This window comes from Sphingomonas sanguinis (assembly GCF_001476905.1).
Lineage (GTDB): Bacteria > Pseudomonadota > Alphaproteobacteria > Sphingomonadales > Sphingomonadaceae > Sphingomonas > Sphingomonas sanguinis_B.
Genome location: NZ_LDTE01000076.1, coordinates 1 through 14,248, shown reverse-complemented (window position 1 = coordinate 14,248; position 14,248 = coordinate 1). Strand labels below are relative to the sequence as shown.

Here is a 14,248-nt window from a genome sequence, read left to right as displayed (position 1 = left end):
CGCCCTGCCCGCCCAGTGCCGCCACCGCCTTGCGCAGCAGGTCGACCGCATTGTGCTTGGCGGTCAGATCGTCGGTGACGCCGACCGCGACCGAGGCGCGGCCGTCATTCACCGCGACCATCACCGCGACGCCCGATCCGCCCAGACGCTGCTTGGCATCGTCCACCGCGCCGCGCAGCCCCTTGGCCTCGAAACCGTCGAGCACTTGGCCGATGAACGCCACGTCGCCGATCTGCTCCGGCCCAGCGGCCGCGCCACCGGCCCCGCCGCCCATGGCCAGCGCCTTCTTGGCCTCGGCGAGTTCACGCTCCAGACGGCGGCGATCCTCGACCAGCGCGGCGATGCGCGCGGGCACCTCGTCGGGCGTGGTCTTCAGCGTCGCGGCGGCCGCCTTCAGCATGTCGTCGCGGTGCGACAGATACGAACGCGCGCCCTCGCCGGTCAGCGCCTCGACACGGCGAACACCGCTCGACACCGCGCCTTCCGACACGATCTTGAACACGCCGATCTCGCCCAGCGCGTTCACATGCGTGCCGCCGCAGAGTTCGAGGGAGTAGGTGCCGTCGGCATCCTCGCCCATCGACACGACGCGAACCTCGTCGCCATACTTCTCGCCGAAGAGCGCCATCGCACCCATTTCGATCGCTTCGTCGGGCGTCATCAGACGGGTGACGACCGGACCGTTGCCGCGTACCTGCTCGTTCACGCGTGTCTCGACCTCGGCGATGTCGTCGGCGGTCATGCCCACCGGCTGCGAGAAGTCGAAGCGCAGGCGTTCGGGGGCGACCAGCGAGCCCTTCTGCGCGACATGGGTGCCCAGCCGCTGGCGGAGCGCCTCGTGCAGCAGGTGCGTCGCCGAGTGGTTGGCGCGGATCGCGGCGCGGCGGGTGGTGTCGATCGCCAGCTTCACGCTGTCGCCGACCTTGATGCCGCCTTCCTGGATTTCGGCATTGTGCACGAACACGCGACCGAGCTGCTTGGAGGTGTCGGTGACGACCGCCTTCAGACCCGTATCGCTGGAAATGGTGCCGCTGTCGCCGACCTGGCCGCCGCTCTCGCCATAGAAGGGCGTCTGGTTGACGATGATCGCCACGCTCTCCCCCGCAGTGGCGCTGTCCACCCGCGCGCCGTCCTTGACCAGCGCCAGCACCTCGCCCTCGCCCGTATCGGAGGCATAGCCCAGAAACTCGGTCGAACCGGTTTCCTCGGCGATGTCGAACCACACATCATCCGACGCCTTCGCACCCGAGCCCTTCCAGGCGGCGCGTGCGGCGCGCTTCTGCTCGGCCATGGCGGCGTCGAAGCCCGCGCGGTCGACCGACAGGTTCTGCGCGCGCAGCGCATCCTCGGTCAGGTCATATGGGAAGCCATAGGTGTCGTAGAGTTTGAACGCCGTCTCGCCCGCCAGCGTCGCGCCCGGCGCCATGCCCGCCGTCGCTTCGTCGAGCAGCTTCAACCCCTTGTCGAGCGTCTGGCGGAAGCGGGTCTCTTCCTGCTTCAACGTGGCTTCGATCAAAGGTTGCGCGCGAACCAGTTCGGGATAGGCCGCCCCCATCTCGGCGACCAGCGCCGGGACCAGCCGGTGCATCAACGGCTCCTTGGCACCCAGCAGATGCGCATGCCGCATCGCGCGGCGCATGATGCGGCGAAGCACATAGCCACGGCCTTCGTTCGCAGGCAGCACGCCGTCCGCCACCAGGAACCCGGCCGAGCGCAGATGGTCGGCGATGACGCGGTGCGACGCCTTTTGGCCGTCTTCGGCCTTGGTTTGGGTCAGTTCGCAGGATGCCGCGATCAGCGCCTTGAAGGTGTCAGTGTCGTAATTGTCGTGGACGCCCTGCAGGACGGCGGCGATACGCTCCAGCCCCATGCCGGTGTCGATCGACTTCTTGGGCAGTTCGCCGACGATCTCATTGGCTTCCTGCTCGAACTGCATGAAGACCAGGTTCCAGATCTCGACGAATCGATCGCCATCCTCCTCCGGGCTGCCGGGAGGGCCGCCATAGATATGGTCGCCGTGATCGTAGAAGATTTCGGAGCACGGACCGCACGGCCCGTTCTCGCCCATCGCCCAGAAATTGTCCTTGGTCGGAATGCGGATGATCTTGTGATCGGGCAGCCCGGCGATCTTCTTCCACAAGTCGAACGCCTCGTCATCGGTGTGATAGACGGTGGCGGTCAGCTTTTCGGCCGGGATGCCCCAGACCTTGGTCAGCAGGGTCCAGGCATGGGTGATCGCCTGTTCCTTGAAATAGTCGCCGAACGAGAAATTGCCCAGCATTTCAAAGAAGGTATGATGCCGCGCAGTATAGCCGACATTGTCGAGATCGTTATGCTTGCCGCCGGCGCGCACGCACTTCTGCGAGCTGGTGGCGGTCGAATAGGGCCGCGATTCCAGGCCGGTGAACACGTTCTTGAACGGCACCATGCCCGCATTCACGAACATCAGCGTCGGGTCGTTCTGCGGCACGAGCGGCGCGGAGGGCACGATCTGGTGCCCTTCGCTTCCGAAATAGTCGAGAAAGCCGCGGCGGATGTCGTTGGTCGAGGTCATGAACGCGACTTAGGCGAGGATTTGTTCCTGCTCAAGCGCCCGCAAGCGGGGGGCCGTTCATCGCATCTAGCCCATATGCCTCAACCGTCGACGGCCCATGACAATCCGCCGGGCAAATCGTCCGCCGACAGATCGATCTGCAGCACGCGCCGACGTCGCCCAGGGCTGGATCGGGCAGAGCCATGAAGGATAAGCGTGCGATAGAGCCAGACCGAACCCGCCTCCGCCTGGCATACCACCCGACCATGCCGGGCCACCACGTCCTCAATCGCATCTTCGGATATCAGGCCCAGCCGATGCGAGCCCTGCGCGACCAGCAGAGGCGCATTATCGGCATCGACCGGATCGAGATGGAAGGGGACGGTCATCATGCGTTCCAGCAACGCCACGGGCGGCGCGACATGCATCCGTCCTTGCTTGACCGTCCATGGCCCGAAACCCTCGACATCGCGCCGTTCAACCACCTCGATGATCCGGTCCTGATGCCAGGCCAGCGCCCAATTCGCATCGTCACTCTTATCGAACAGCACCGCCCGAACCGGGCGCATCGCCGGAGCCTGATCGGCGATCAGCCGTCGGACCCCGGCCAGCTGCATCACCCGCCCGGCATCGATCCGCTGCCCAGGACGCCCGGCCGGCCAGCCGTCGAACAGCGCGGCAAGCTCGATACGCTCACCATCGTCCAGCCGCGACGACCAAAGGGCATAGCCCTGTTCTTCCAGCGTCACGCTCAACCGATCGGGGCTTCGATAGACTGCGGCGGTTTGGAGAACCACACCGGCCCGTCCTCGGTCATATGGAAGCAATCCTCCAACCGAATCCCGAACCTGCCCGGCAGATATAGCCCCGGCTCGTTGGAGAAGCACATGCCCGACGCCAGCGGCATCGCCTCGCCGCGCACCAGATTGACCGGCTCGTGCCCGTCCATGCCGATCCCGTGCCCGGTCCGGTGCGACAGGCCCGGCAGGCGATAGTCGGGACCGAAACCTTGGGCGGTGTAGTAGCGCCGCACCGCATCGTCGATACTGCCCGCCGGAGCGCCCGGCTTCGCCGCCGCCAAAGCGACCTGCTGCCCCTTCGCCACCATATCCCAGACCTTACGCTGCTCCACGCTGGCCGTGCCGTGTACCCAGCTGCGCGAGACATCGGACTGATAACCCTGCACCGTGCAGCCGCAGTCCATCAGGACCACCTGCCCGCCCGCGACGCGGTGCACCTGTTTGCTGCCATGCGGATAGGCCGATGCCTCGCCGACCAGCGCCATGCTGAATTCCGGGCTGCCGCCCAGCTTGCGGGTCGCAGCGCTCATCAGCGCGCCGATGTCCGCGCCGGTCATGCCCGCCTCGACGCGGGGGTGCAGCCAGCGATAGGCAGCCATGGTCACGTCGGTCGCCAGTTGCATCAACGCGATCTCGGCCGGCGTCTTGATCATCCGGCATCCGCGCACGACCGGGTTAGCCGACACCAGCCGGACGCCAGGCATCGCCTTTTGCAGCCCGTCAAAGGCGAAGAAGCGCGCCGTTTCCTCGATCCCGATCGGTCGCCCGCTCAGCTTGCGGTCGCGCAGGAAGCCCGCGACCACAGCAAGCGGGTTCTGATCCTCCTGCCACACCCGCACCTCGGCGGGCACGGCCAGCGTCTCGCGGACCGAGTGTTCCTCGAAAAAGGGCGTGACGATGCACGGCTCGCCCTCGACCGGCAGGATCGCGGCGGTCAGCCGCTCGCTCCGGCCCCAGCGAACGCCGGTGAAATAGATCATGCTTGATCCCGGCTCGATCAGGATCGCACCGATCCCGTTCGCCTTCATCAGGCCTTGCGCCCGCGCCAGGCGCCGGGCCCGTTCCTCCGGGCCGATCGGCACCGCGCCGCCCGTGATGTCGGACAGCGCCGACAGGTCCGGCTCGGCCGCGCGCAACAGGCCCGGCCGGACGAGGAACGGCAGGGCGGCGGCGGCGGCGGCGGCGATCAGCGTGCGGCGGGACAACAGGGTCTGCATGACGCGCACGATAGAATTCTTGACCTGAGCGCCGCAATGCCCTTGGCTCGCGCGCGGAACTTATATTGGGGTAGGCATGGCCAAGCGGCTGACCTTGTACATCTTCATCGGCCTGGTTTTGGGGCTGATCGTCGGGCTTTCGATCAACCTGTCGCTGGACGACGGCAGCGCGGCGGCGACCGCGCAACTGAAGGCGATTGCGGGCTATTTCGCGATCGTCACCGGGCTGTTCCTGCGCCTGATCAAGATGATCATCGCGCCACTGGTCTTCGCGACTTTGGTGTCGGGCATCGCGCAAATGGGCGATACCAAGGCGCTGGGGCGGATCGGGGTGCGCTCGCTCGCCTGGTTCATCTCGGCCAGCCTCGTCTCCCTCAGCCTGGGCATGTTGCTGGTCAATCTGCTCCATCCGGGCGTCGGACTGAATCTGCCGCTGCCCGCCGTCACCGCCGATAGCGGGGTGGTGAAGGCCGGGTTCGACCTGCAGAAATTCGTCACCCACCTCGTCCCCGCCTCGCTGATCGAGGCGATGGCGACCAACGAGGTGCTGCAGATCGTCATCGGATCGCTGTTCCTGGGCGTCGCGATCACGGCGGTGGGCGAGCGGGCCGCGCCCTTGGTCCGCGCGGTCGACGCGCTGGTCGCGGTGATGTTGCAGGTCACGGATTACGTGATGCGCGTCGCGCCGATCGCGGTGTTCGCCGCCGTCGCGGGCACGCTGACCGAGCAGGGGCCGTCAGTAATCGGCAAGCTCGCCATCTTCATGGGCAGCTTCTATCTGGGCCTTCTCCTGCTGTGGTGCGTGTTGCTCGGCATCGCCGCGCTGTTCATCGGCCCGCGCGTGCGCGACCTGATCGCGCACATCCGCGCGCCGCTCATCCTCGCCTTCTCGACCGCGTCGTCGGAGGCCGCTTATCCCCGCATTCTGGAGGGGCTGGACCGGTTCGGCGTCCCCCCGCGCATCGCCAGCTTCGTGCTGCCGCTGGGTTACTCGTTCAACCTCGACGGCTCGATGATGTACATGACCTTCGCGTCGCTGTTCATCGCGCAAGCCTATGGCATCGACCTGTCGATCGGGCAGCAGATCACGATGCTGCTCGTCCTGATGGTCACGTCGAAGGGAATTGCGGGGGTGCCGCGCGCCTCGCTGGTGGTGATCGCCGCGACCATGCCGATGTTCAACATTCCCGAGGCGGGCTTGCTGCTGATCCTGGCGGTCGACCATTTCCTCGACATGGGGCGCTCGGCGACCAATGTGATCGGCAACGCCGTCGCCAGCGCAGTCATCGCCAAGTGGGAAGGCCCGCTCGACCCGCCCGAACCGGTCGACGTTCCCTCGCTCTACGCGCCCTCAGGTACGCCGACCGAGCCCGCCCCCGACAGTTTCCGCCAGATCGGCGGGCACTGATCGCGGGCGGCGCGTCAGCGTGCCCTTTCAGGCATAGGCATAAGGCCCGCCCTTGGCGAGCGCGACCTGATAGGCGGGGCGGGCATGGATGCGCTCCAGCCAGGCGATGGTCGCGGGGCGGCGCTCGTCCAGCCCCGCCCGCGACCGGGCCGCTTCGAGCGGGAAGCTCATCATGATGTCCGCAGCCGTCATCTGATCGCCCGCGAACCAGGGAAACTGGGTCAGCTCGTTCTCGACATAATCCAGGTGGCGGTCGACCATCGGCTGGAAGCGCTTCATCGCCACCTTGCCCATGACGGGAATGCGGCTGAGCACCAGCAGCACGAACAGTGGTGGCATCAGCGACCCTTCCGCATAGTGTAGCCAGAAGCGCCAGCGCTGCATGGCCTCGCGATGCGCGGGCGGGCCCAGCCGGCCGTCACCCTTGCCCACCAGATACTCGACGATCGCGCCCGTCTCGGCGATGACCAGGCCGTCATCCTCGATCACCGGCGACTTGCCGAGCGGGTGCACCGCCCGCAACGCGCGAGGTGCGAGCATCGTCTTGGGATCGCGCTCATAGCGTTTCACCTCATAGGGCAGGTCGAGTTCCTCCAGCATCCACAGGATGCGCTGCGACCGGCTGTTTTCCAGATGATGGACGATGATCGTCATGCCAATTCCCCATGATACGCGCGCGATAACGCGTCAGAGCCCCGAGCGGGCGCAAAGGCTGGTCGCAGGACGGTCGCTCGCTCCTTACGCCCAAGGCGGCGCGAATATGAGAGGCGCGTGAACGGGAGGCACTAGGCCATAAAATGGTCGTGCGACACGGGATCGCTATTCCAACGCCCCCCGTAGGACAGGCAGCGGGGTGGGGATGCGTCCATCACGACTTCTAGATGAGCGATGCGTCTACCAGCGGCGCGGGACCTCAGCCCCGTTCTGCGGCCCCACCACTGCTCCCATGGCTCCGGATCAAGCGTCATTGGAGGAAAGGGCGGATGATCCTCAAAGTCTCGCTCGGGCAGTAAAAGAGCTCAAAATCCGGCTTGGGGCAGGCGAGGACGTCAAGGATTCCGACGCACTCCTTCAAGCCCCGGCGCGCAAATGCCAGATCCATGCCGATGCGGGCAGCTTAACTTGGTCTCCCACGCGGTAGCGAGACAGTGCCGCCCGCAGCCGGTCCTCGATGCGCGCCCGTTCATCCGCACCCGCCTCAGCCAAGCCCCGCGCGGCGGGACCGATCCGTGATAGGAAGGACAGCGCATCCTCCACCGGATTGTCGCCCTCGCCGGTCACATAATTGAAAGACGCCTGCGTCGCGCTCTCGGTGTGCCAACCCGACCGCGTGAGCAAATCCTCCACTTCATCCCTGTCGGCAAAGGCGAAGGGCCCCGGCTGGTTTTCCATGACAGGCGTCGGAGGTGTTCCCAGCGCCTCGTCCGCGACGGTCGCGAAAGCGTTTCGCGTGCGGTCATCGAAACAGGAAAAGACCATGGCCGCGCCGTCGCGCGCAGTGGATCTCAGCCGGGTGAAGGCCGCGACGGGATCGGGAAAGAACATCACGCCGTGGCGCGACACGAACAGGTCGAAGGGTCCTTCGCGCTCCGCCACCACCAGCGCGTCGTCGCAGATGAAGTGGGGGGCATCGCCTCCCCTGTCCTCCGCGCGGGTCCGGGCCCGCTCCACCAGGCCCAGGGACAGATCGGCACCGGTCACTCGCAATCCCGGACGCGCGGCCCGGAGCGCCAGGCTGGTCGCCCCCGCCCCACTGCCGATGTCGAGCGCATGGCCCTGTTCGGGGGCCACCGTGGCGATGGCCACATCCAGATGGCGCGACAGGTCCGCCAGGCTGCGATCGGTACGCCGCCATTCCGCCGCCCAGACATCGCCGACCCGGCCCTGCCAATCCATCATGCCGGTCATGCCGCGGCCCCGCCCTTGTCCTTATTCACATCGGAAACAAAACGGCCCGCCGTCTCCGGCGGGCCGCCTTGGCCTTAGATATCGTCCTCGGCATCCGGGCCGGTCATCATCTCCTCGGCGACCTTCTCGGTCCGCTGGCGGATCGCCCGCTCCAACCGGTCGGCCATGTCGGGATTGTCGCGCAGATAGTTCTTGGCGTTCTCACGCCCCTGCCCGATCCGCACCGAGTCGTAGGAGAACCAGCTGCCCGACTTCTCGACGAGGCCCGCCTTGACGCCCAGGTCGAGGATCTCACCGATCTTCGAAATGCCTTCGCCATACATGATGTCGAATTCGACCTGCTTGAACGGCGGCGCGACCTTGTTTTTCACCACCTTCACCCGCGTGGTGTTGCCGGTGATGTCCTCGCGATCCTTGATCTGGCCGGTGCGACGGATGTCGAGCCGGACCGAGGCATAGAATTTCAGCGCGTTGCCGCCCGTCGTCGTCTCCGGGTTGCCGTACATCACGCCGATCTTCATGCGCAGCTGGTTGATGAAGATCACCATGCAGCGCGAACGGCTGATGGAGCCGGTCAGCTTGCGGAGCGACTGCGACATCAGGCGGGCCTGGAGACCGACATGGCTGTCGCCCATCTCGCCCTCGATTTCCGCACGCGGCACGAGCGCGGCGACCGAGTCGACCACCAGCACGTCGATCGCGTTCGAGCGGACGAGCGTGTCGGTAATTTCCAGCGCCTGCTCGCCGGTATCCGGCTGCGACACGATCAGTTCGTCGATGTTGACGCCCAGCTTCTTGGCATAGACCGGGTCGAGCGCATGTTCGGCGTCGACGAAGGCGGCGGTGCCGCCCATCTTCTGCGCCTCGGCGATGACGTGCAGCGCCAGCGTCGTCTTGCCCGATGATTCGGGGCCGTACACCTCGATCACCCGGCCACGCGGCAAGCCGCCGACGCCGAGTGCGATGTCGAGGCCCAGCGAGCCGGTCGAGATCGCCTCGACCTGCATCGTTTCCTTTTGCCCCAGCTTCATCGCGGAGCCCTTGCCGAATGCCCGGTCGATCTGAGCGAGCGCGGCGTCGAGCGCCTTTTGCCGGTCTGCGTTTGCGGTTGCCATGCCTGTTTCGATCACTTTCAGATTGGCGGCCATCAGATGCTTCCCTCGCTAGACCAACATGGTGGTCCATTCAACGCATCTGCAATGTATGCGCTTTGTTCCATGAGAACAAGATGCGAACAAAGCCTATCGCAAAAAAGTCGCCAGCGCCCACCAGCCCCGGCTACGCGCCGCGTCCGCCGCCGCATCGCGCGCCGCTGCATCCTGGAAAATGGCAAAGCAGGTCGCCCCCGACCCCGACATGCGGCTGAACAAAACACCGGGCGATGCCTCCAGCAGCGCCAGCACCGCGTCGATCTCCGGCACGATGGCGCGCGCGGGTGGCTCCAGATCGTTGCGCCCCGCCGCCGCGACCGCCATCACCTCGCCCTGCCCCAGCGGCCCGCGATCCACGCCGTCCCAGCGCCCGAACACCGCCGCCGTCGACACGCCGACACCGGGATTGACCAACAGTACGGGCCGCTCGCCCAGCGGCTCCAGCGGCTCCAGCGCATCCCCCTTGCCCTCGCCGCGCGCAGTCCGACCGAACAGGCAGGCGGGCACATCCGCGCCCAATTCTCCGGCAATCCCAAAGAGATCGACATGATCAGGCGCGATGCCATGAAGCCGTGCCAGCGCCCGCAGCGTGGCCGCCGCATCGGCTGACCCGCCGCCAATCCCCGATGCGACCGGCAAATGCTTGTCGAGCGTGATGGCATAGTGGTCCGCCACCCCAAACCGCGCCTGGAACGCCCGCACCGCCCGCATGACGAGATTGTCGTCCTGCGACTCACCGGCCAACGCCGGGGCGAACGGACCGGTCAGCGCCAATGTGGTCGCCGCCGCCCGCTCCACCGTCACCACATCGCCGTCCCGGCAAAAGGCGAACAGCGTCTCCAGCTCGTGATAGCCATCGGGGCGACGGCGGCGGACATGGAGCGCCAGGTTGATCTTGGCGGGAGCGGTCTCGACGATAGCAGTCATATGCCGTCCCATGCGGTGCATGGGACGGCGCGGCAAGAGCGATCAGCCCGCCAGCTTCGCCGCGATTTTGGCCTGCGCATCCGCCTCTGCGGTCAGCGCCGCCGCGCGCCAGGCATAGCGCGCCTCGTAACGACGCCCCAGCGCCCAGTAGATGTCGCCGAGATGGTCGTTGATCTCGCTATTGGCAGGCTCGGCCATGGCGGCGCGTTCGACCAGCGGGAGAGCCCGCTTGGTCTGTCCCGCCCGATAATAACCCCAGCCGAGCGAATCGGTGATCGAGGCATTGTCGGGGTCCAGCTTGCTCGCCTTTTCGAGCAGCGCCAGCGAGGCGGGCACGTCCTTGCCCCGCTCGATCCGGGCATAACCCAGATAGTTGAGCGCCAACGGCTCTTCGGGGCCCAGCTGCACCGCCTTGGCGAGCGCGGCATCCGCCTCATTGACGCGGCCCGCCTGGTCGAGCGCACCGCCATATTGCAGCCATGCCGCCCAGGGGATGGGTGGATCGGCGCGGGTGACCCGTTCGTACCAGATCGCGGCCTCTGCCGGCTGCTTGGCGGCGATCAGCTGGTCGCCATAAACCTGCCAGTCGTCGACCATGGCCTGCTTGGCGGTCGCCAGCCCCCTGGCGAGCATCAGCGCCTCGCCATCACGGCCTGCCGCGCCCAGCAAGCCGATGCGCACGATGGCGGCGCGGTGCGCAAAGGCGCCGCGCGAGGCGACGTCCTCCAGCGCGGCGATGGCGGCGTCCCAGGCTTCGTCCTTGGACAGTGCCTCGGCCATCAACAGCCGGGCACGGTCATTCTCGGGATCGGCGATCAGCGCGGTGCGCGCGAGCGCGATGACCAGCGGGCGCGGCCCCTCGCCCACCAGCTCGGCCGCCACACGGGCAAGCAACCGCGAGACCCCGAAACCGAGATCGGGCTTCGCGCCGAGCGCGCGACGGTCGGCCGAGACCAGCGGGTCGCTCAGCAGCCCCTTCGCATTGGCTTCATCCCCGCGCCCCGCCATCATTTGGGCAGCGGCGATACGGGTGTCGGCCGGTGCGCCCATGGTCTCCAGCAGCACGCGCGCGCTTTGGTCGTCCATGCGCTTGGCGGCCAGCGCCAGCAGGATGCGGTGCTCATCGGCCAGTCGCCGCGCGACCGGCTCCTTGCCAGCGCTGTCCAGCGCCGGTTCGACCGGCTGCTTGCGATCCCACGCCGCCCAGGCGCGCAGCACGGGGGCGACGATGCGCAACGCCCCCGTATCGATGCGAGCGAGCGCGGCATCATAGCCCGCCCGGTCGCCCTTGCGCGCGGCGATGGCCAAGTCGAGCAGCGCGACGTCGATGGGGGCGACCTTCTCCGCCTCCATCACCCTTGCTGCCCGAAGCGCCAGCACCTGGTCGCCGCTGATCATCGCCTCGCGGTAAGCCCGCACCGCAACCGCCGGATCGTCGGGCCAGCCGCTCAGCGCGATCGCATAATCCCCGCTCGCTTCGGCCGACCGCCCCTCCGACGCGGCGACCCGCGCGGCGAGATAGGAGGACAAGGGCGAACGGCCGGGACCGACCGCTGCCCAGGATACGGTGGGCCAGGACGCCACCACCAGCACGGTGCCGGTCAACAGGCGAAAAAACGAACGCTTACATATTGGGATAATTGGGTCCTCCGCCGCCTTCCGGCACGACCCAGTTGATGTTCTGGGTCGGGTCCTTGATGTCGCACGTCTTGCAGTGGACGCAGTTCTGGGCGTTGATCACGAACTTCGGATCGCTCTCTTCCACACCCACCACCTCGTAAACACCGGCGGGACAGTAGCGTTGCGCGGGCTCGTCGAACAAGGGCAGGTTGTGCGCGATCGGAACGCCCGCGTCCTTCAGCGTCAGGTGGACCGGCTGATCCTCCTCGTGATTGGTGTTCGACAGGAACACCGAGGACAGGCGATCGAAGGTCAGCACACCGTCGGGCTTGGGGTAATCCGGCTTCTTCACCTGATCCTTGCGCCACAGCGTCTCGTGATCGGGCTTGTGCTTCATCGTGAAGGGCATCTTCAGGCCCCAATGCTCGGCCCACATGGTTACGCCCGCCAGACCCGAGCCCAGCGTGTCGCCATATTTTTTGACCAGCGGCACGACGTTGCGGACGGTCGACAGCTCCTTGTAGAGCCACGACGCGCGGAAGGCCTCGGGATAGTCGGTCAGTTCGTCGCCTTCGCGCCCCGCCTGCACCGCCGCGAACGCCGCCTCGGCCGCCAGCATCGCCGACTTCATCGCACCATGCGTCCCCTTGATGCGCGGCACGTTCAGGAAGCCCGCCGAACAGCCGACCAGGACGCCACCGGGGAAGGTCAGCTTCGGGATCGCCTGAAGCCCGCCGTCATTGATCGCGCGCGCGCCGTAGGAGACGCGCTTGCCGCCCTTCAGCAGCTCGGCGATGGCCGGGTGGGTCTTCCACTTCTGCATCTCCTGGAATGGGGAGATATAGGGATTGGAATAGTTGAGCCACGTCACGAAGCCGAGTGCGACCTGCCCCCCCGCCTGGTGATAGATAAAGCCACCGCCATTGGCGTCATGCCCCAGCGGCCAGCCCTGGGTGTGGATGACGCGGCCCGGCACGTGCTTGGCGGGGTCGATATCCCACAGCTCCTTGATGCCCAGGCCATAGATTTGCGGGTCGCTGTCGCGCGCGAGGTCGAACTGGCGGATGATCTCCTTGGACAGGTGCCCGCGCACGCCCTCGGCGAAGAAGGTGTATTTGGCGTGGAGCTCCAACCCCGGCTGGTAATCGGGCTTGTGCGTACCGTCGCGCGCCACGCCCATGTCGCCGGTCGCGACGCCCTTTACCCGGCCATCCTCGTGGAACAGGATTTCGGCGGCGGCGAAACCGGGGAAGATCTCGACGCCCAGCTCCTCGGCCTTGCCCGCCAGCCAGCGGCACAGATTGCCGAGGCTGCCGGTATAGGTGCCCTTGTTGTGCATGAACGGCGGGGTCAGCGCGTGCGGCAGGTTGCGCTGCTTGGTCGCGCTCAAGATCCAGTGGAGGTTCTCGGTCACCGGCACTTCAGCCAGCGGACAGCCATCCTCGCGCCAGTCGGGCAGCAGTTCGTCAAGTGCGATCGGATCGATCACCGCGCCCGACAGGATATGCGCGCCAACCTCCGATCCCTTTTCGAGGACGCAGACGGCCAGCTCGCCACCTTGTTCAGCCGCAAGCTGCTTCAACCGGATCGCCGCCGACAGGCCCGCCGGACCTGCGCCGACGATCACCACGTCATAGGGCATCGATTCGCGTTCGCTCATGGCATCCTCGCATTTGACCGCGCCGCTGTCGCACGCCCCCTTGAAGCGGGTTCGTCCGGGCGCGGACGGAAAACATCTTGTCCCGACTGTCGATCCGACAGATTGACGCGAACGTCAACCTTGCAGCATGGACCGATGCCATATGGGGGCTATTCCAACGTTCGATACCGCGCCGCTGGACGGTGCACTGGCCGCCAGCATACTAGACTGGTGGCATGACGCGGGCGTCGACCTGCTGGTCGAGGACGAGGCGCGCGACTGGGCGGCCACCGAACCGGCCCGTGTCACCGTTTTCGCGCCCGCCGCGAGCTCCGTGCCCGCCGCACCGGCGGTCGCCCTGGCATCCGCCGCGCAATTGCCCGACACGCTGGAGGCGTTCCTGGCATGGCGGCTATCCGATGCCGCGCCGGAAACGAATTGGGACGGCGTTTCGCTGACCGCGACAGGCCCGGCCGATGCGGCGCTGATGGTGCTGGTCGATTGCCCCGACCGCGATGACGGCGATGCAGGGCGTATCCTGTCGGGCCCGCCGGGTCGGTTGTTCGACCGGATGCTGGCCGCGATCGGGCAGTCGCGCGAGACGGTGCATATCGCCTCGGTCTGTACCCGCCGGCCGCTGGCGGGGCGCACGCCCGCCGATCTGGAGACCCGACTGGCCGAGATCACGCGGCATCATGTCGGGCTGGTCGCCCCGCGCGCGCTGCTGCTGCTCGGCAATGCGGCGAGCCGTGCCGTGCTCGGGACCGAACTCACCACTGCGCGCGGACATTCACACGCTGTTGACCATAAAAGCGGCAAGTCTCGTGCTGTCGCCAGTTTCCATCCGCGCTTTCTGATCGAAAAGCCGATGGCAAAGGCGGAAAGCTGGAAAGATTTGCAAAGGGTCATGGGGGAATTGGACGCATGAAGCTGAGCCGGGCGATCGCGCGAGGAGCGACCATCGGGGCTTTGCTGGCCGGGGCAAGCGCCGCCATCGCCGCCGAACCCGCCGCCACCACCGACGCCCGCAGCCCGGCCGCGATCA

At 66.8% G+C, this 14,248-nt stretch carries 11 protein-coding genes; 2 read left to right on the top strand and 9 right to left on the bottom strand.

Annotated elements, in window-relative coordinates:
- The 3 genes from alaS to SB4_RS12305 form a co-directional block, all read right to left on the bottom strand.
- Positions 1-2,554, bottom strand: a 2,554-nt coding sequence (gene alaS / locus SB4_RS12315; protein WP_058752801.1) for an alanine--tRNA ligase, incomplete at its 3' end; no start/stop codon positions are given.
- 80 nt (positions 2,555-2,634) lie between these two features.
- Positions 2,635-3,282: a phytanoyl-CoA dioxygenase family protein gene (locus tag SB4_RS12310; protein WP_338112950.1), complete on the bottom strand. Its 648-nt coding sequence runs from the start codon at positions 3,280-3,282 to the stop codon at positions 2,635-2,637.
- A 2-nt stretch (positions 3,283-3,284) separates the two neighbouring features.
- Positions 3,285-4,550 carry a M24 family metallopeptidase gene (locus SB4_RS12305; protein WP_058752799.1) on the bottom strand — a complete coding sequence of 422 codons (1,266 nt, stop codon included), beginning with the start codon at positions 4,548-4,550 and terminating at the stop codon, positions 3,285-3,287.
- Positions 4,551-4,626: 76 nt separating this feature from the next.
- On the opposite strand from SB4_RS12305, the gene SB4_RS12300 reads away from it, so the two are divergent.
- Positions 4,627-5,958: a dicarboxylate/amino acid:cation symporter gene (locus SB4_RS12300; RefSeq protein WP_058752798.1), complete on the top strand. Its 1,332-nt coding sequence runs from the start codon at positions 4,627-4,629 to the stop codon at positions 5,956-5,958.
- 27 nt (positions 5,959-5,985) lie between these two features.
- Here the strand turns inward: SB4_RS12300 and SB4_RS12295 are convergent, their stop codons facing one another.
- The 6 genes from SB4_RS12295 to SB4_RS12270 all read right to left on the bottom strand — a co-directional run bounded on the left by SB4_RS12295 (position 5,986) and on the right by SB4_RS12270 (position 13,224).
- Positions 5,986-6,612 carry a glutathione S-transferase family protein gene (locus SB4_RS12295; protein WP_058752797.1) on the bottom strand — a complete coding sequence of 209 codons (627 nt, stop codon included), beginning with the start codon at positions 6,610-6,612 and terminating at the stop codon, positions 5,986-5,988.
- 417 nt (positions 6,613-7,029) lie between these two features.
- Complete coding sequence (locus SB4_RS12290) at positions 7,030-7,866, bottom strand: class I SAM-dependent methyltransferase (RefSeq protein ID WP_058752796.1); 837 nt, start codon at positions 7,864-7,866, stop codon at positions 7,030-7,032.
- Positions 7,867-7,940: 74 nt separating this feature from the next.
- Positions 7,941-9,014: a recombinase RecA gene (gene recA, locus SB4_RS12285; RefSeq protein ID WP_058716777.1), complete on the bottom strand. Its 1,074-nt coding sequence runs from the start codon at positions 9,012-9,014 to the stop codon at positions 7,941-7,943.
- Positions 9,015-9,107: 93 nt separating this feature from the next.
- Positions 9,108-9,944, bottom strand: coding sequence for a 4-(cytidine 5'-diphospho)-2-C-methyl-D-erythritol kinase (locus tag SB4_RS12280; RefSeq protein ID WP_058752795.1), 837 nt, complete (start codon positions 9,942-9,944; stop codon positions 9,108-9,110).
- A gap of 42 nt (positions 9,945-9,986) precedes the next feature.
- Complete coding sequence (locus SB4_RS12275; protein WP_241488608.1) at positions 9,987-11,549, bottom strand: tetratricopeptide repeat protein; 1,563 nt, start codon at positions 11,547-11,549, stop codon at positions 9,987-9,989.
- Positions 11,550-11,568: 19 nt separating this feature from the next.
- Positions 11,569-13,224 (bottom strand): electron transfer flavoprotein-ubiquinone oxidoreductase, encoded by a 1,656-nt coding sequence (locus SB4_RS12270; protein ID WP_058752794.1) that lies wholly within the window; start codon positions 13,222-13,224, stop codon positions 11,569-11,571.
- A 142-nt stretch (positions 13,225-13,366) separates the two neighbouring features.
- Here SB4_RS12270 and SB4_RS12265 point away from each other — a divergent pair, with 142 nt between their 5' ends.
- Positions 13,367-14,131 (top strand): uracil-DNA glycosylase, encoded by a 765-nt coding sequence (locus SB4_RS12265; protein ID WP_058752793.1) that lies wholly within the window; start codon positions 13,367-13,369, stop codon positions 14,129-14,131.
- Positions 14,132-14,248: the final 117 nt, after the last annotated feature.